This is a genomic window from uncultured Maribacter sp., assembly GCF_947500985.1.
Taxonomy (GTDB): domain Bacteria; phylum Bacteroidota; class Bacteroidia; order Flavobacteriales; family Flavobacteriaceae; genus Maribacter.
Genome location: NZ_CANMTX010000008.1, coordinates 1 through 19,666, shown reverse-complemented (window position 1 = coordinate 19,666; position 19,666 = coordinate 1). Strand labels below are relative to the sequence as shown.

The 19,666-nt window shown below is 36.9% G+C and carries 14 protein-coding genes, 1 tRNA gene and 2 pseudogenes; 14 read left to right on the top strand and 3 right to left on the bottom strand.

Annotated elements, in window-relative coordinates:
- Positions 1-355 precede the first annotated feature (355 nt).
- The 12 genes and pseudogenes from dnaE (at position 356) to Q0871_RS15540 (ending at position 13,612) form a co-directional block, all read left to right on the top strand.
- Complete coding sequence (gene dnaE, locus Q0871_RS15595) at positions 356-4,792, top strand: DNA polymerase III subunit alpha (RefSeq protein ID WP_299325349.1); 4,437 nt, start codon at positions 356-358, stop codon at positions 4,790-4,792.
- Positions 4,793-5,002: 210 nt separating this feature from the next.
- Positions 5,003-5,320, top strand: coding sequence for a thioredoxin (gene trxA / locus Q0871_RS15590; RefSeq protein ID WP_299325348.1), 318 nt, complete (start codon positions 5,003-5,005; stop codon positions 5,318-5,320).
- A 117-nt stretch (positions 5,321-5,437) separates the two neighbouring features.
- Entirely contained in the window at positions 5,438-6,367 is a 930-nt protein-coding gene (locus Q0871_RS15585; RefSeq protein ID WP_299325347.1) for a DUF58 domain-containing protein, read from the top strand.
- A 73-nt stretch (positions 6,368-6,440) separates the two neighbouring features.
- Positions 6,441-6,514, top strand: a tRNA-Asp gene (locus Q0871_RS15580).
- Positions 6,515-6,743: 229 nt separating this feature from the next.
- Positions 6,744-6,911, top strand: coding sequence for an Arm DNA-binding domain-containing protein (locus tag Q0871_RS15575; protein ID WP_299325346.1), 168 nt, complete (start codon positions 6,744-6,746; stop codon positions 6,909-6,911).
- 45 nt (positions 6,912-6,956) lie between these two features.
- Positions 6,957-9,363: pseudogene (locus Q0871_RS15570) on the top strand (TraG family conjugative transposon ATPase).
- A 4-nt stretch (positions 9,364-9,367) separates the two neighbouring features.
- Positions 9,368-9,937 carry a conjugal transfer protein gene (locus tag Q0871_RS15565; RefSeq protein ID WP_299325345.1) on the top strand — a complete coding sequence of 190 codons (570 nt, stop codon included), beginning with the start codon at positions 9,368-9,370 and terminating at the stop codon, positions 9,935-9,937.
- 2 nt (positions 9,938-9,939) lie between these two features.
- On the top strand, positions 9,940-10,782 hold the full coding sequence (locus tag Q0871_RS15560; protein WP_299325344.1) for a hypothetical protein: 843 nt from the start codon (positions 9,940-9,942) through the stop codon (positions 10,780-10,782).
- An 11-nt stretch (positions 10,783-10,793) separates the two neighbouring features.
- The gene (locus Q0871_RS15555; RefSeq protein ID WP_299325343.1) at positions 10,794-11,408 is read left to right on the top strand and encodes a conjugal transfer protein TraK; all 615 of its coding nucleotides are present in this window, start codon (positions 10,794-10,796) and stop codon (positions 11,406-11,408) included.
- A 31-nt stretch (positions 11,409-11,439) separates the two neighbouring features.
- Positions 11,440-12,368 (top strand): annotated as a pseudogene (gene traM, locus Q0871_RS15550) (conjugative transposon protein TraM).
- A 31-nt stretch (positions 12,369-12,399) separates the two neighbouring features.
- Complete coding sequence (locus Q0871_RS15545) at positions 12,400-13,233, top strand: DUF4138 domain-containing protein (protein WP_299325342.1); 834 nt, start codon at positions 12,400-12,402, stop codon at positions 13,231-13,233.
- A gap of 7 nt (positions 13,234-13,240) precedes the next feature.
- Positions 13,241-13,612 carry a hypothetical protein gene (locus Q0871_RS15540; protein WP_299325341.1) on the top strand — a complete coding sequence of 124 codons (372 nt, stop codon included), beginning with the start codon at positions 13,241-13,243 and terminating at the stop codon, positions 13,610-13,612.
- 16 nt (positions 13,613-13,628) lie between these two features.
- Here the strand turns inward: Q0871_RS15540 and Q0871_RS15535 are convergent, their stop codons facing one another.
- On the bottom strand, positions 13,629-15,674 hold the full coding sequence (locus Q0871_RS15535; RefSeq protein WP_299325340.1) for a hypothetical protein: 2,046 nt from the start codon (positions 15,672-15,674) through the stop codon (positions 13,629-13,631).
- 77 nt (positions 15,675-15,751) lie between these two features.
- Positions 15,752-16,309: a DUF6252 family protein gene (locus tag Q0871_RS15530; RefSeq protein WP_299325339.1), complete on the bottom strand. Its 558-nt coding sequence runs from the start codon at positions 16,307-16,309 to the stop codon at positions 15,752-15,754.
- Positions 16,310-16,579: 270 nt separating this feature from the next.
- On the opposite strand from Q0871_RS15530, the gene Q0871_RS15525 reads away from it, so the two are divergent.
- Positions 16,580-18,238, top strand: a complete 1,659-nt coding sequence (locus tag Q0871_RS15525) for a histidine kinase (RefSeq protein ID WP_299325338.1) — start codon at positions 16,580-16,582, stop codon at positions 18,236-18,238.
- Between the two features lie 77 nt (positions 18,239-18,315).
- Positions 18,316-19,050 carry a LytTR family DNA-binding domain-containing protein gene (locus tag Q0871_RS15520; protein WP_299325337.1) on the top strand — a complete coding sequence of 245 codons (735 nt, stop codon included), beginning with the start codon at positions 18,316-18,318 and terminating at the stop codon, positions 19,048-19,050.
- 203 nt (positions 19,051-19,253) lie between these two features.
- On the opposite strand, the gene Q0871_RS15515 is transcribed toward Q0871_RS15520, so the two are convergent.
- Entirely contained in the window at positions 19,254-19,508 is a 255-nt protein-coding gene (locus tag Q0871_RS15515; protein WP_299325336.1) for a winged helix-turn-helix transcriptional regulator, read from the bottom strand.
- Positions 19,509-19,666: the final 158 nt, after the last annotated feature.

Genomic DNA, 19,666 nt, shown 5'->3' with positions numbered 1-19,666 from the left:
TTCGCCATCAGTAAGCAAAGCTAATCTGAAAGCGGGTGCAAATATAATTCAAAATACCGAAATGACAATCATGATTAATAGTTATTTAAATAACCATAAAAAGATTTCATTTTAATTCGGATGTAAAAATAAAAAAAACACCATCAAAACCTCAGCGAATACTAACAATCAACAACCCTCAGCCCTGTTTTACAAAAATTAAAATTTGATGAATTATACTAATATATATGCTCACAAATTCATCCGTTAATAACTCTTTGTAATTCTACTTTTTCGAACACCTCCTTTTTTGTAATTTTATATGCACTTTTTAGGTCAAGTAACTGACCGCTTTTGAACACACAGAAAATTCGTTATGTACCTCATCTTTGATACCGAAACCACCGGTCTTCCAAAAAAATGGAACGCCCCTATTACCGACACTGACAACTGGCCGCGTTGTATTCAGATAGCCTGGCAGCTACATGACGAAATGGGAAAATGCATTGAGCATGAAGACTATTTGGTTCGCCCAGACGGATTCAATATCCCCTATGATGCCGAGCAGATTCACGGTATCTCTACGGAGTTGGCAGAGCAAAAAGGTATTTCTCTATCTGAGGTATTAGAGAAATTCAACATTGCCATGTCTAAAACAAAATTTGTGGTTGGGCAGAATGTGGGGTTCGATTTAAATATTATGGGTGCCGAGTTTCACCGTTTGGGTGTTGAAAATCCGCTACAAGAATTACCCATTTTAGATACCTGTACAGAGCACACCGCAAAACTTTGTCAAATTCCTGGTGGTAGAGGTGGTAAATTTAAGCTACCTACACTAACAGAACTACATCAATATTTATTTGGTGAGCCATTTGGCGAAGCGCATAATGCAACTGCCGATGTTGAAGCCACCACGCGTTGTTTCCTAGAGCTTATTCGTAAGCAACAGTATACAAAAGAACAATTAGATGTTCAGCCAGATTATTTCAAGAATTTCTCTGAGGCGAATCCAAAAGAGATTGAACTTATTGGTCTTAAACACATTAACCTAAAAAAAGCATCGAAGAAAATAGCCGATGCACTTTGGGCAAAAGATACTGGCGGGGTTTCTCAAGAAGAAATTCAAGAGAACTTAGCCACATTAGAAAATGCAAGTTTTGCACATTTACATAATCACACTCAATTTTCCATCCTTCAATCGACTATAAGCGTACCAGCTTTAGTAGCAGCTGCTGCAAAAGCTAAAATGCCTGCGGTTGCTATGACGGATCATGCAAATATGATGGGTGCTTTTCACTTCGTAAACGGAGTGTTGAACCATAATAAAGGGGTAGTATCAAGAAATGAAGCAAACCAAAAACGTTATGAAGCAACCCAAAACGGTACTTTAGAAGAAGGGCAAGAACCTTTAACCGAACTACCAGAACCTGAACAAGAAATCACCCCTATTATAGGTTGCGAATTTCAGGTCTGTGAAGATCACACCAACAAATCGCAAAAAGACAACGGGTATCAAATAGTAATGCTTGCCAAGACCAAACAAGGCTATTTGAACCTTGCTAAAATGTCTTCTATAGCATTCGTTTCAGGTAAGTATTATGTACCCCGTATTGATAAGAAGGTTATTGAACAGTACAAAGAAGATGTCATAGTTTTGACAGGTAACTTGTATGGCGAGGTTCCAAGTAAAGTATTGAACGTTGGTGAGAATCAAGCCGAGGAAGCTTTAATTTGGTGGAAAGAAACCTTTGGCGATGACCTGTATATTGAAATCATGCGTCACGGTCAAGAAGACGAAGATCGTGTAAACCAAGTATTAATTCAGTTTGCCAAAAAACACAATGTAAAACTAGTTGCCACCAATAACACCTATTACGCAGAGAAAGAAAATGCACATGCGCATGATATTCTTTTATGTGTTAAGGATGGCGAAAAACAAGCTACACCAATAGGTCGTGGCCGTGGCTATCGTTACGGACTACCCAACCAAGAATACTATTTTAAGTCATCTGATGAGATGAAAGAGCTTTTTAAGGATATCCCTGAAGCTATCATCAATATTCAAGAAATTATAGACAAAGTAGACACCTTTACATTAGCACGCGATGTACTGTTACCAGCTTTCGATATTCCTGAAGAATTTCAATTCGAAGAGGACAAATTAGATGGCGGTAAGCGTGGTGAGAATAAATTTCTACGTCATATCACCTATGAAGGTGCCAAGAAAAGATATGGCGAAATTACACCTGCTATTGATGAACGACTAGACTTTGAGCTTAAAGTAATTGAAAAAACCGGCTACCCTGGTTACTTCTTAATTGTTGAAGATTTTATTAGGGCTGCGAGAGCTATGGATGTATCCGTTGGTCCTGGTCGTGGATCTGCTGCAGGATCTGCCGTTGCCTACTGTTTATGGATTACGAATTTAGATCCTATTAAGTACGACCTACTTTTTGAGCGTTTCCTAAATCCGGATCGTGTAAGTATGCCCGATATTGATATTGATTTTGATGATGAAGGGCGTGGTCGCGTAATGGATTATGTGATCGATAAATATGGTTCAAATCAAGTAGCACAGATTATCACTTATGGTACCATGGCTGCTAAATCCGCCATTAGAGATACAGCTCGTGCGTTAGATTTGCCTTTGCAAGATTCAGATCGCATGGCGAAGCTCATACCCGATATGTCTAAGCTGAAAAAGATAATTGGGGTCGATGAAAAAATCTTAAGAGCGAAATTCAGGTCAGAAGATTTAGAAAAGATAAACGAACTTTTAGCGATATCCGAAGGTGATGGTCCTGAATCAGAAACACTGAATCAAGCTTATATCCTAGAAGGCTCCGTACGTAATACGGGTATTCATGCCTGTGGGGTAATTATTACTCCTGATGATATTACCAAGTTCGTTCCCGTGGCACTTGCTAAAGATTCTGAGATGTACTGTACGCAGTTTGACAACTCGGTAGTGGAAGATGCAGGATTGTTGAAGATGGATTTCTTGGGATTAAAAACACTGACTTTAATTAAAGATACCGTTAAGATCGTGAAAGCGAAACACGGTGTTGAATTAGACCCAGAGAATTTTCCGCTAGATGACATAAAAACATACGAACTCTTCCAAAGAGGAGAAACTGTTGGGGTGTTTCAATATGAATCTCCTGGTATGCAGAAGCACATGAGGGCGTTAAAACCTACTGTTTTTGCAGATTTAATTGCCATGAACGCCTTGTATCGTCCTGGTCCAATGGAATATATACCGAGTTTCATTGCACGTAAACACGGTACCGAAGAAATTGTATATGACCTTGATGCTAATGAAGAATACTTAGCAGAAACCTATGGTATTACGGTATACCAAGAGCAAGTGATGCTGCTCTCGCAAAAGTTAGCGGACTTTACAAAAGGTGAAGCCGATGTCTTGCGTAAGGCGATGGGTAAAAAACAAAAGCACGTACTAGATAAAATGAAGCCAAAGTTCATTGAACAAGCTTCTGCCAAAGGACATGCCGTTGATAAATTAGAGAAAATTTGGAAAGATTGGGAAGCATTCGCAGCCTACGCCTTTAACAAATCTCACTCCACCTGCTACGCATGGATCGCTTACCAAACCGCATATTGCAAAGCCCACTACCCTGCCGAATATATGGCGGCGGTATTGAGTAATAATATGAATGACATTAAACAGGTTACCTTCTTCATGGAAGAATGTAAGCGAATGGGCTTAGAAGTATTGGGACCAGATGTAAATGAATCGTATTACAAATTTGCGGTGAACGATGCCGGTGCTGTCCGTTTTGGAATGGGTGCCGTAAAAGGTGTTGGTCGTGGTGCTGTTGAAACCATCGTTGAAAACAGAAAAGAAGAAGGAGAATACAAATCAGTTTTTGATTTTGCGAAACGAATAGATCTTCGTGCCGCCAATAAAAAAGCATTTGAAAGTTTAGCCGTTGCCGGTGGTTTTGACTCGTTCGGTGATACGCATAGAGCACAATATTTTCATAATGAAGGAGACGGAGTCACCTTTTTAGAAAAAACTATAAAGTATGGTGCCAAGTTTCAAGAAAGCGAGAACTCTAGCCAAGTAAGTCTATTTGGCGATGCCAGCGAAGTACAAATACCAGAACCTGAGGTACCACCATGTGAAGAATGGGGTACGATGGAAAAACTACGTCGCGAGAAAGAAGTAGTAGGTATTTATATTTCCGGTCACCCGCTAGATGATTTTAAGACTGAAGTAAAGGCATTCTGTAATGCCAATATAGCCTGTTTGCATGATTTACCAACCTATGTGAACAGAGAACTTACGTTTGCCGCCGTAATTACAGATGTGCAGCATAGAGTTTCTAAAAACGGAAAAGGATGGGCAGCATTTACCATGGAAGATTATACGGACTCTTATGAATTCAGGATTTTTGGGGAGGAGTATCTAAAATTCAGGCACTTTTTAATGATTAATTCATTTGCCTACGTAAAACTATTTGTTCGTGACGGATGGATGAATAAGGATACCGGTAAAAAAGGAGACCCTAGAATGCAGTTCAATAGCTTCATGCTATTACAAGAAGTTATGGAAACATACGCTAGAAAGCTTACCATAAAACTGAATATTGCCAATCTCAAAGAAGAGAATGTACGCACATTAAAAGAAACCTTTACCAATCATAAAGGAGAACACAATGTCAACTTTATCGTTTATGAAATGCAAGAAAAAATCAAGGTAACTTTAAACAGTAGAAAACAAAAAGTAAATATTTCTACCGAGTTATTACAACTTTTAGAAAAACAAGACGTTCACTTTAAACTGAATTAAAGCGGTATATATCAAGTTTAAGAATTGAAACGGTAGTTTTTTCATTCACAAATACCTAGCTAAACTATTTTATCTAGCATAAGAAGTAAGAAAAGAACTATATAAATTGATAAATTAGCTTGATACCTTTATAGGTAAAACGAATTGTTGACCTGTAAGGAAACAGAAGAATAATTGACTAAATTTGCATAATCAATAAAAGATATTAAGATGGCATTAGAAATAACAGATGCTACTTTTGACGAGGTAGTTTTAAAAAGCGATAAACCAGTAGTAGTAGATTTTTGGGCAGCATGGTGTGGTCCTTGTCGTATGGTAGGTCCTATCATCGACGAAGTTAGTACTGAATATGACGGCAAAGCTATTGTTGGTAAAGTTGATGTTGATGCAAATCAAGAATTTGCAGCTAAGTACGGAGTACGTAATATACCTACCGTATTGGTTTTCAAAAATGGTGAAATTGTAAGCAGACAAGTAGGAGTATCTCCTAAGAAAGTTTACACAGATGCTATTGACGCAGCTTTGTAAGCACAATACACGCATATAAAAGATAAAAAGAGCTGGCATATGTCAGCTCTTTTTATTTAGCACAATTTTAATTAGACCAATACAGCTAGTTAAAATGTCTTTATTATCTTTAGAATTGTGAATCTACAATCAGAATTAAACAAATCATCTCTATTCTCTAACCTAGAGCTTCTTGCTAACCAAGTAGTAGAAGGTTTCATTAGCGGAATACACAGGAGTCCGTTTCATGGGTTCTCTGCAGAATTTGCGGAGCATAAAATCTATAACAATGGAGAAAGCACCAAACATATAGATTGGAAACTTTTTGCAAAGACCGATAAACTCTACACAAAGCGATACGAAGAAGAGACCAATTTAAGGTGTCATATGATACTAGATAATTCTGCATCTATGTATTATCCTCAGGTAGATAATTTAAGCATTGATTCTTTAAACAAAATAGGATTTAGCGTCTTGGCAATTGCTGCCCTAATGAACGTGCTTAAAAGACAGCGTGACGCCGTTGGTTTAAGTATTTATTCAGATGCCTATAATTATTATGCTCCCGAAAAAGGAAGCGAGCGTCATTTTCAAATGCTATTGGCGCAGTTAAGTGCAGTTGGCATGGCAAAGAATCCACCGAAGGAAACAAATACTTACACCTATTTGCATCAAATTGCAGAGAATATTAAACGCAGAAGTCTCATTTTTCTATTTACCGACATGTTTCAAACCGAAAAAAATGATGATGAATTGTTCGAAGCACTCCGTCATTTGAAATATAATAAGCATGATGTCGTACTTTTTCACCCGATGGATAAACAGCGCGAATTATTCTTTAATTTTGAAAATACACCGAAGAGATTTGTAGACGTAGAAACCGGCGAACATTTAGACTTGTATGCCGACAATATCAAAGAAGCTTATAATGAACGCATTACCGCTTATTTATCTGATATAAAAATGAAATGTGCCCAGTATAAAATCAAATATGTTGACATTGATATACAGCGAGATTTCTCTACCGTGCTCAATACTTTTCTCGTAGAAAGAAATAAATTTCTCTAGACTGAAAAAAAAAGTAAAAAAAATGTTTGCGCAATACAAATAACTACATATATTTGCACTCGCTAAACGCCACGGTCTGGTAGTTCAGTTGGTTAGAATACCTGCCTGTCACGCAGGGGGTCGCGGGTTCGAGTCCCGTCCAGACCGCTAAATGGGAAATCAAAATCCCTCAAAACCTTGTAAATCATATGATTTACAAGGTTTTATGTTTTTAGGACAATCATAGAATTTGGTTCTATTTGATTCTAAAAGGTCACAAATCGTCAACATCTTTTATTTTTCATTATCTATGTTGACAGATTATGTAACTTACTCATAATTAATATAGTTGATTTGACTTTCGTCCAACAATGTTTAACCATTAAAGACGACAACTATGCGAACTTCTTCAACATTTTCTATCCTATTTTGGATATACGGTAAACGTGCCATAAACAACAAAGCAAATCTTTACTTAAGGGTTACCCTTAACGGTCAACGTGTCAACATCAGTCTTAAAAAGAAAATCGATGTTACCACTTGGGACGAAAAGCTACAGATGTAGGCTTCCCTAAAATAATAAGTAACAAAAGAAATTCTGGATTCGATTATGAACAAGATTAATCTTTCAGCATATAACCCTATTACGGATATTCAAGACAATATCATATTTGCCAATAATGGCAATGTCGTCCTATGCTATGAAGGAACGCTACCAGAAATCTATTCACTATCCGAAAAAGACTTTGAAGATATACACGGTGCTTGGTTTCAGGCTTTAAAATCATTACCCATTGGTACAGTAGTACAAAAACAAGATATATACCTTAAAAAGGTATATTCTTCAGAACAGCTTCCTAATAAAACGTTTTTAGAAAAAGCAACTCACGACCACTTCAAAGGGCGTGACTATATGGAACATCGTTGCTTTTTGTTCTTCACGCTCACTAAGAATAAAGCCTTAAATAATTCAAAATATGTTAATCCTTTTCGTGAAATTTCTAAAGGGATTGTTCAAGAATTAGATGATACTATTAAGAGCTTCATAGGTTCGATTAGTGATTGATTCCATTTCCTTCATAAACAATAGCCGAAAAATGAAGTTTATTTCGCTTAAAGCGGAAGAGATACAGCATCTTACTAATGGATATTTCAATGGCTTCAATGAAGGTTTTGATACAGACATAATACTAGATAAAAAAAGCGTCAATATTGGCGAAAACCATTTTGATGCCCTTGCCATCAATAGCGAACTGTGCTTTGGCGAAAGTGTACAGAGTAGCAAGACCAATGAGAAATTCACTTCTGACGATTTTGTATTTCATCAAGGGTTTATTGATGGCTTAGGGCTTACGCTTAACGAAAACCACATCGTTAACCAGATTTTGTATTTGGATGACAAACAGAAGTGGCGTAAGATGTTAGATAAAAAAGTTGAAGAACTCAATAAAAGTTCAAATTTTGGTTCACAGAATAAAGTAGTACTTGGCAAAATTCAACACATTTTAGACCAAATTAATGCCGATGACAATGCTCGTATTATTCGTGGTCATTTAAACATCATTTACTGGGATAAAAACCCAAAAAACCTAAGCCAAATAGGTTCTAAAATCAAAACCGAATTTAAGGAATTGGATATCATTCCATATTATCCAAGAGGTGAAGAACGGAAAAATTATATACTAAACAGTTACTGCTGTTTTTCTTCAAACTTCTCAAATAACGATTTATATGTAACGGATTTGAAACACGCTTTATGCCTGTTAATTAATAACACAAATTATAATTCAGATGCCACCGGAATTATCTTTAATGATAGGGAACATAATGTTCCTGTTTTAAAAGATGTTTGGGACGAACGCAAGAAACGCATTAAGGCACGAAACTTTGCCATTTTTGCGCCAACTGGCGAAGGCAAATCTTTTTTGGCCAATAATATTCTACGCCAATATTTTGAAAGTGGTGTACGTCTAGTTATTATAGATTTGGGTGGCTCGTACACCAAATTTGCCAAACTCTATCCCGAACAATATACGGTACTTCGGTATGAGAGTGGAAAGAACTTAGGTATTAATCCTTTTTATATAAGTGATACAAATGACCTAACACCTGAGCGTTTGGAAGACTTGTCTGTTTTCTTGTTTGAACTGTTTGCTTCAGATTTAAAGGTTACAAAAGCACAATCGGTTTCGGTCAAAAAGATATTGCGTCATTATTACGATAGCACTTCTGAAAATCACTCGTTGGATGGTTTCTATCAATTCATTGAAATAAATCAAAAAGACCTTCTGAATACATTAAAAATCCATCCCGACTACTTCAATGTGACAAGCTTCTTGCACGTAATGTCCGAATATGTCGGCGATGGTCTATATAGCTTTCTGTTTGAAGTGAGTGAAGACCAGACCTATAAAATTGAAGACAAACGATTGATTGTTTTTGAACTGGATGAAGTTAAGGACAATAAGGAAATCCTGTCCGTAATGTTGAAGCTGATTAAGTCAGCCATCCAAAGAACCATTTGGAAAAACAGAGCTGAAAAAGGCATTATCCTATTTGATGAGTTTGCTAAACAACTCAAGTTTGACAACGTACTGGAAAGCGTCGAGTTCTACTACCAAGCCATTCGTAAACAAAATGGTGCGATTGGTATTATTCTTCAATCCATAAATCAGCTTCCGAACAATTCGACTTCCGCCAGTATACTAGAAAACACACAGGTCATATATAGCTTGAACAATGAAAAGGGCTATGAGGAACTAGTCAAAAGGCTCAACCTATCAAGCCACGACCCTAACCAATTAAAGTCCATCAAAAACAATCTATCGGGACCACGCAAGTACACCGAAATGTTTATCAAAATTGGGAAGGAAAGCAACATTTTTCGTCTTGAAGTTCCCAAGGAAGTATATGCGGCTTATTTGACCGATGGACAGGAAAATGAAGAAATAATGAAGCTCTACGATGAGTATCACGATATGGAAAAAGCAATAATTCAATTCACATCTAAAACATAATAATATGAAAGTAAAAATCTTAGTACTCGCAATGGCATTACTGTTCAGCTTAAATATCAAAGCACAGGGAATGCCCACTTATGACAACACCAATTTTGTCAGTTTGATAAAACAACTTGTAGAATCTGGAAAGCAGACGGCTCAAATGATTAAGTCAGTACAGTTCTTAAAAGATGCAAAGGAAAGCATTGAGAAAGTATCAAGTGTGGTGCAACAGCTCAGAGCGGTTCAGGAAATTGCACAAAATAATCAACGCCTTATCAATGTAATGCAAAACGATTTACAGGATATTTTAAACTCGCCTTACATCAAACCAGAGGAAGTCACTCGGGTTGCGGAATCATTTGATGCCATAGTCCAAAACTCTTTGGACACGGCTGATTTTATGGGCGAAATCTTATCCAGTGATAATCTAAAAATGTCTGATGCAGAACGTGCTGAAGTGTTAGAACAGAAAAAACAGGAATCTAAGGAAATGGTTTCCAATATCAACACGAGAACCAAACGCTACAGGGATATTATTTCCTTCAGGAAAATGCAGGATAAAGTAAATAATCGCGAAACAGAATACTGAAAATGACCGCAACCATCATTTTAGGAATTGGACTGGAATACATCGACGCAGTATTTCAAACAATACAAAATAGCAGTTTCTCGCAATACACTATTGCCGGAATGAAAACGCTTGCAGTACTGTTTTTTCTGGTTAATATCCTTAAAAAATATAATGAAGGTATTGCGGATAAAGATGGTTACACTTGGGGATTAAGTCCAGGGGAACTTATGAAGAATTTTGCGATTGTTATTCTGGTCATATTCTCGACACAGGTACTCGGTTTCTTTGATAGCATCTTGGTATCCATAGAAGGGCAATATCGTGGTACAGCACCCGCCTTATTACCCTTACAGATGCAAGATATTCCCATTGAAGAGGACGTTAGTATAATCGAAGTTGCACAAGCTGCTATGACGCTCTTATATGAAGCTCTAGTGACACCGCTTTACGGATTCAAAATACTTGCATTCATCATAAGTCTTTTTCTCTGGATTTTGGATTTGTTCATCTACCCGCTATTTCTTGCAGAACGCTATTTCTTATTGGGCATAATGCAAGCCTTCTTCCCCTTGGTTATAAGTCTAGCAGTTTTTGAAAAATTCCGTTCGCTTGCTTATACATTTTTCAAGTTGTACGCTGCGGTCTATATGTGGGTACCAGCCTTCTTTTTGGTCAATGTATTTGTAAACGCACTCTATACTGAAATCAACACTAATTTCTGGACAAACCTTTTTGGAACAGATGTTGGCCAAGGCTTTTTTGCACCTGTGGTTCAGCTTGGGTCGGTTGGTTTCATTGTTTTTCTGAAATTCAAATTATATAAACGTGCTACATCTTTCACGCTCAGATTGTTTACTAGCTAATTCCAATAAAAATGAAAACACCTTATAAAAATATCTATGCAGTCTTAAAATTGAACAGGTTTATCGTGTTAGCAGTTGTCATTTTTGCAATGTTATCCAGCACTTTTTCAGTATGGATGGCTTTTACTACGAATAAAAATGCGCTCAATAGTGCATTTGCCATTAATACCGATGGCAGCATTATTCCGTTGAAGCTCGTTACCCAAAAAGAAAATTTTAGAGTTGAAGCTTTGGCGCATTTAGACCTGTTCCACAAGTATTTCTATAACATTGATGCCAGTAATTATGAACGGAATCTTGAAAAGGCACTTTGGCTAGGTAATAGTTCTGTGGATAATTTATATCGTCAGAAAAAAGCTGATGGTGTCTATAACCGATTGCTGCAATACTCGCTAGTTCAGAAAGTACTAAGCATTGATTCACAAATCGAAGAACAAAACGGAACGTATGTTTTTAGGACTGTTACCGTCTTTGAAATAAATAGAGGTTCAATAATAGACACTTACGAACTTGTTTCTAGTGGAAACTTAATTCCAGTTGATAGAAATTTTCCAAACAATCCGCACGGATTGTTGGTTACAAACTATTTCGAGAACACCTTAAAAAAATTAAACGATGAAAATTGAGCCGATAATCGGCATTTAAAATACCACGATTATGAAAGTAGAAAAAAATAAAATAGTCTTTGCAGCGGTGCTAGTTGTGATTTTCATATTCCTAATTTCCTATTCTATGATGGTTATGGGCGATGATAAAAGTGAGAATGAAAATCTTGAACAGACCTTAGTTCCAGATTTAGAGGAAAACCAAAAAGAATACGATTCAAAATTAGATGCTATTAATGACTTAAAGGAAGTACGCGAAAATAATGCGCCTAGCATCTACGACGAAAAATTTTTGGATTCAACAGGTCTTTACAATCCTGATTTACCAGAACAAGAAAAAGAACGCATTGTAGATAGTATTTATGAAGCTGGCAAAATTCAATATTCTGAAAAGCGATATCAAAACTTTGGACAAAAAAAGTCGTTCAAAAAAATACGCAACAAGTTGATTCAACCGATATCAAGAGAGAACAAAAAATTGAAGCGAAAGAATTGGGTTTGGAACATCAATTGTTCTTTGCCGCTTCGCCTAAACCCAATGCCGTTTCAATTATAGGCAATACAGATGAAAGTATCTATGTCATCGTCGATGGTGACCAAATCGTAACGGCAAATACTAGATTAAGAATGCGCCTTACCAAATCGGCAACTATCAATGGTAAGCTGATGCTAAAGAATACGCCAGTTTTTGGATTTATTAGTTTTCAGCCCAATCGGGCTTTAATTGAAATTGAAAATATAAAGCATCATCCAACCAAACTCAAAGCCTTCGATTTATCGGATGGTAGTGAGGGTATCTATGTACAGAATAACTTTCGAGCAGAAGCCACCACCGAAGTTTTGGACGATATAATTGGCGACATTAATATCCCTACCGTTCCACAAGTTGGTGGTATATCCAAAGTACTCAGACGTAACAACCGAAACGTAAAAGTTACGGTATTGAACAATTATAAATTAATTCTAAAACCTAAATTATGAGCCCATAATGGGCATTTAAAAACACACTCTTATGAAAAAGTATATCATAATTTCCACTCTTGTTTTAAGTTTCGCTTTCGCGAAAGCGCAAACATCTACAGTCCTCGATACCATTTATGCCAACGACACCAAAAACGTTGCGTTATTCTTCCCTGAACCTATTCGGCAAGGTATAACCGGTTCAGATAATTTTGTTTTTACCTACAATCGTGAAAAAGAACAGTATTTTGGACTTCTACAAGCAAAGCCTGGCAAAGAAAGTAATCTACTGGTAGTCAATAGAAATGGTTCAAATTTTTCGTATATTGTAAGATATAAAAAACAGCTATCTAAGCTCAATTATTTCATTCCGCTATCCAATAGTATCGGAAATGAGAAACCAATTATGGTCGATTCGATTCTTGCTGAATCTACTGAAGAACGTGTAGATAATAGAACGTATTACTATCAAAAATTCTGTTCTTATCTTCTTAATAGAAATCAGCATATTGGTCGAATTAAAAAGCGAAATGAAGGTATCGTTTTGAGTGTTGAGAATATTGTTTTTGATAAGGAAGAACTCTACTTCGTTATCCAGATTGAGAATAATTCTACTTTGGATTACGATTTAAATTTTTTGAACCTTTCGATTGAAACAAGACAAAAAGGGAAAAGAAAATCGTTACAACGCCTGTATCAAGAACCAACGTACAAACACAATCTGCCTTCAAAAATTGCAGAAAGTGAAACTGTGCGTTTCGTTTATGTATTGCCCAAATTTTCATTATCTAATGACCGTAGGGCGATTTTAGAATTGAACGAGAAAGATGGCGAACGCAATATTGAACTGAAAATATCACATAGATATATTAATAACCCAAATTAATAATATTATGAAAAAAATTGTTGTTTTCTCGCTCGTACTGCTGTTCCTTTCTTGTGCTGATTCTGAAACTAAAATTTCGGGACCAAGTGCCACAGCCCAAATCGTCATCGAAAGCTTTTATGAGAAAGATAAGGAAGCTTTAAAAGCCAACTCAACACCACAGGCATATTCTAATTATATGAATACTATAAATATGTTTAATGCGACGGTAAAGGATGATTCAAACTTTACTGTTTTGCAAGATACAATTATGGGTGACGTGGCTTGGGTAAAATATACAACAGCCTATGATAAGACACCAGGCCTTTTTAAACTGGTTAAGCAAAATGGCAAGTGGCTGGCAGATGCGAGAGGCTCAAAGGATAAATCGCCTTTTTAGTTATCCCCATAATTGACTACTTTCCATACTGTCCCATTACATACTTGGTTACCAATGCGCCATTAGGCTTTTTACAGTTTTCTGGAAAGTCGGAAAAGTAGATGCAATCCGGAAGACCATCCTTAAATTTTACAGTTACGACACCTGTTTGTTTTCCTAACAATCCGCTAAAATCATAATTGGCCTTCAATGCAATCGTTTGGGTTTTATCTTGTGATTTAAACTCGCGCACATTAGCAATACTATTACCAACATATCTATTCATCGCCCAAGTTTTGGATTGATTTTTCAATATGTCATTTAACAATTTATCATAGTTTTGGTCACCACCGGGCCCACCTAGTATCTTGATTTTTTCATAATTGCTCATTCCCTTTAAACGAACGGGTTGCTGCTGGTTGGCGAAGGCCAATAGGTTATTGGCGAATTGTACTATACTTTTTGAGTCACATTGGTTCAATCTAAAGAAATTGGACATATCACTCTGTAACGCTTTGGCTTTGTGTATCTGATCTACCGAATTGCCCATCGCATCGGGATTGGTATACATATCGATAACAGTCCGCAAGGCGTTCTGATCTTGCTGTGCGACCAAACGCATTTTTGCGGCATACAATTTAGGATCAGCGTAAATATCCGTACCTACTGTTTTCCAAGCAATGCAATACCTGCTAATTTCTACACCCCAGCCATCTGTAGTCACATTTTCACGCGAGCAAACTTCGGTCATTATTTCTACCTTATCTTCTGGAAGCTGATTTGGACAAAGGCTACCAAAAGTGTTTAAATAGGTACTTAAAATCATTAGAAAATGACTACCGTTGACATCTAATTCAATATTCTCGAAATGACCACGGTAGATGTAATCAAAAAACGCAGCATTGTTAAGCCCTAAAGTCTTGAACTGCATTGTGCCCTCATCCTTTCCGTTGGTGTTTAGATAGGTAATACGATCCTGGCTTTTAGCTAATTTTTGCTGTTGTTGTGCCGCTCGTTGCTGTTCTACCAAATCCTTTTTTCTGGAATCGAAAAGCCTGTTAAGTTTCTGATATTGAGCAGATTGCGAAGGTAAATAATCCTTAAACTCATTTTGCAAACGTTGAAATGCATTATCATCTGCCTCTGCTATTTGGCTCTCAATATTGCTTATCTGACTATTGATTAAGCTTTCTTTTGCTGATACTAGGGTTATCTCACCATTTTTTACTTCCTCGTATCTCGAAAATGGCCCGTAATCCTGTTTGAAATCCCTGATTTTCCGATTGATTTGTGCTATATCCAAAATCTGATTGACCGAGGCTAAATCACTTTTAATAGTATTCTGAAGCAATACCTTCGCTTTGGTATCTAATTGATATTGAAGTTCGGTTTGCTTTGACTGGGAAGCTTCAAGATATAGTTGTTGTGCCTGTTGCATAAGTTCTGCTAACCTCGCAAGCGACTGTTTTTCGTTATTTAGTTTCTCAATGGAAGCCAGAATCCCGTCGAGCTGTGTGTCCACTTTTTTAGCAATTAGGGCATTAATTTCTATGCTGGTTCGCTTTAGTTCACTATCCAGAAGCACAGCGTAATCACGAACCAAACACTGTTTAAATTGCGACAGTCGGGTTTTGGAAACGCTGTTTCCCGACAAGGTAGCCAGTTCTTTTTTTAGTTGATTGCGTTTGGCATCTACTGTTGCAACTTTGCTGATAATATCTGGGTTGCCAGCCGCCAGATAGTAGTTGGAAATAACATTTTGGAACACCCAATTGTAATGTGGGTCGTTCCTATAATTTCCTTTGACAAAACAAACTTGAACCTTTCGAAAATCCTTTACTGCTGTTTTTTGCGAAAGTTCTGAGTATGCTTTCCCTCGATACGGTTCAAAATAGGCTTTTGAGAAATAATTAGTGGCCAATTTTTCAATCTTCCCTCGTTGCATATAGCGCAAAGAAGCCGTTTCCGGATATTCTTGTTTTACCAAATTCATCCAACTCACCAAATCCTTACAGTTCTGTGCATTTATTAGAACAGCACTTAACGTGAAAATCATAAGACATAGAACTTTTTTGGTCAGCATTGGTTAGATAGTATTATTGGTATGGTTTTGAATCAGTTTCTATAAATATATAATCATTTGTGAAGCATACAATCTAATCATTGATAATTAATATTGTTGAATACACCCTCGGTAATCTGAAGGGTTTCACCAGTATCCGAGTTTTCTACATTGTATTCAAACTCACCTGAAATAGTTTGTGCCTCTTTATCAATAGCGGTAATTCTTAAAAACCCAGAACTACCATCCGTATCAAAATCCACATTAGGACCACCAGTTTCATAGGGTGCATACCCGCCACCGAATGTTAGTTCTAACGGGTTATCGACTGGATTATTTACCTGAGCACCTTCAAATACCAGATCAAAACTTGCCCCTGCCATCGCAATGATGATAGCTTCACCTTCGGTAATATTTTCAAATAGGTCAATGCCTGCTATTACCAATGAGAAGAAGGCAGCGTTTTCATCGAGTTCAGCTGAAATTGTGGGCACACCTCTGTCAATGGGTATGGCCTCAAAATCATTTCCGTTGATTTTTGCAGTGATAAATGTAGCGCCCAACTCACCGTTATTATCATCCGATGTTACTGAGTCATCGTCGCTACTACAAGCAATTAATAGCATTGAAAGTAAAAATGGAATAAAATATCTCATAAGTCCTTGTTTAATTTAAAAGCAATATGTGTAAATATTTCTAAATTATCCATAGAAAATGTATGATCGTAGTTAATTTTTAGCTTAACGTATAAGATTAATTGTTTTTCCGTTTTTAATGATTATTTTAAATGCCCAAACCAAATTTTAATGAAACCACTTTTCACATTATTATTATGCTTATGCTATTTGATGTCGTTTGGGCAGTTTAAAGTTGCGGACTCTCTGGAAAATGTCATCAAAAACTATAATTGGATTGATACTACTTTTGTGAATCTGAGACAGAGTTATACCGCCAAGAAGATGTTACAAACACCTTCTGACTCATCTTGGCTGTCATACAACTTAAAGACCTTATCGCTTGCCGAAGAATTGGACTATGAAAAAGGAAAGTTGCTTGCGAGTAATAATGTCGGTGTAGTATATCACTATTTCCTATCTGACCCACTCACCGCGTTGGATTACTATCAAAAGGCCTATACTATTAGTGAAACAGATTCCTTATTCAAGCGATATCAATTTGCTTTGCTTACCAATATAGGACTTATCCATTACGAACAGGAGGATTTTGATAAGGCATTGCCTATATTCAAAAAATTGTTGACGTTTCCACAGCGCAAAAGTAATACGCTTTCCAATATTGGCAACATCTTTGGTCTTCGGCAACAAACAGACTCTGCCACCTACTATTTCAAAGCTTCCATTATTGAAGCAGAACGTATTGGTGACGTATTGCAGATTGTCAATGTAAAAAGCAACTTAGGTTTGGTGCAGGCACAGGGCGGACAGCTAAATGAAGGTTTGGAAAATACTTCGACCAGCCTTCAAATGTTGGATTCCCTTAATCTTGAAATATTACGAGTTCCTGTCTATATCAATGCTGCAGAAGTATATATGCACAGCAATGATTTGGAAAAAGCCGAATCCTATGCACGGGTAAGCCTTAATGCGGTCAAATCATTGAACAATTTATATACTGAGACCAAATCGCTTCAAACCTTGGCGAAGATTCAAGAAAAAAAGGGCGACTACCATGAGGCACTTGAAAACTTTAAAGCCTATACTATTTTAAACGACAGTCTTATAAACACGGATCGCAAAGTGGAAATTTCTCGTAAGGAAATTCAATATGAAGCCGATAAAAAGGAAGCCTTGGCATTGGCTGACGCGGAACGACAACGTACCATTAAAAATGCATCCATACTTGGTGGAAGCGGTATTATTCTAGTATCTTTATTTGCTTTTGTACTTTACCGCAGAAAGCAAAAGGCAGATATGGACAAAAAGGAAGCCCAGTTCAAAGCCACGGTTGCCGATGTTGAATTGAAAGTACTGCGAGCGCAAATGAATCCTCATTTTATATTCAATAGTTTAAACTCAATTGGCGATTACATTCTCAGAAATGACAGTCAAGCTGCTAGCGATTATTTAGGTAAATTCGCCATGTTGATGCGTATGACCTTAGAAAATTCGGATAAGAAAGAGATTACTTTGGCAGAAGATACTGCACTGCTAAACACCTATCTTACCATAGAGCAAAAACGTTTTGAAAATGCCTTTAATTTTGAAATTCAGGTAGATGATGATTTGGATATAGATGAAGTACTGTTACCACCAATGCTTTTGCAGCCTTTTGTAGAGAACAGTATCATCCACGGTTTGTCCACAATGGAAAAAGGTGGGAAAATTGAAATCACATTTGAAAGTCAAAACAACCAGTTGGTTTGTTCGGTGGACGATAATGGTGTAGGGCGAACGTCCACTAAAGCATCAACACGTATGGTTGGAAAAAGTTCTAAAGGAATCACTATTACACAAAACCGTATTGATGTACTCAACAGGACAAAAAACACCAATGGTTCCGTGAGGATTATTGACAAGGATACTGGCACTAAGGTGATTGTAACATTACCGTTACAATTGGCCTAGTGTTTATCCTAAATTCAATTTGAAGTTTTTTTTATCTTTATGGACGGAACGCGATTTACTTTGACTTGAAAATTACTATGATAAAAACCTTGATTGTTGATGATGAAACCCATTGCATCAATAGACTATTGCACTTAATTGAAAGACGACCAAACACCTTTGAAGTTATCAGTACTTGCCGAACAGTTGAAGCTGCTATTGACGTGGTGAAAAACAATCAAGTGGATTTGGTGTTTTTGGATATCGAAATCAAGGACAAAACAGGATTTGATTTTCTTCGCCAAGTAGAACATATTTACTTCAATACCATATTTACAACTGCCTTTGATAACTATGCTATCAAGGCTTTTAAGTACAGTGCCTTTGATTATCTAATGAAGCCTATCGATGTGGATGAGTTCAACGAATCTATAGAACGCCTTAGCAAAACATCAGCTAAAAGTCAGAAAAACATTCAGGTGAAAGGCTTGCTTGAAAATGTTGAACAGAAGCAACCTAATCTACTGACCATTTCTTCGGTAGAAGGTTTTGAAACCATTCCTGTAGCGAACATTGTTCATTTAGAAGCGAGTGGAAATTATACGTATATCCATACCGATGACACCAAAAAAACGGTCACCAAACCCATAAAGTTCTACCAAGACCTACTTGATAAAGATTTATTTTTTAAATGTCACAAATCGCATCTCATCAAGTTAGACCAAGTAAAAAATTACCATAAAGGAAAACAAGCCTATGTGGTTATGACCAATGGCAATCAAGTTCCCATAGCCGTGAGGCGTAAGGATGAGTTTTTGGGCAGGTTTAATTAAGATAAAGGCTTCCTGTTTCTATATTTCATAACTGAGATCGACGATTCCATCTTAAATGCTGTTACTTATTAAAGAGGAAGCCTTTGCTCAATACCGATGTAATGAAATAACAAAGCGCCTTTTTGATGAAAGTTGTTTTTTAGGTTTTCGATAACTTAATTTCCCAATAGCCTTGCGTGCCACCGTGACGTATTAAAAAGCCTTTATTTTTTTAGTGCGTTTATATGTTTGCCCACAGGGGATTCATTGATGCCTAAAGCTTCAGCTATTTCAGTATAAGTAATAGTAGTATTGGTTGCAATAAGTTTAAGTACTTCTTTTTGTCTTTTAGTAAGTGCATCTATAGCATCTATTGCACCACCTGTTACACCACCCATTGCACCACCTGTTACACCACTTTCTTTATCATCATCTCTAATAGTAGATTCATCAGCAACTTCTTTAACACTAAAAGTCATTCTAAGGAAATTATCTGAAAACCTGAAGCTCTCTTTCCCATAGTGTTCTAAAATACGAGGGATGCCAGAACCTAATTGTTCAATGTAGGCTTCCCCTTATTAGGACACCTCTAAATTCGATAAATAATTATTATTTAGGTCAGGTTTGATGAAGAATT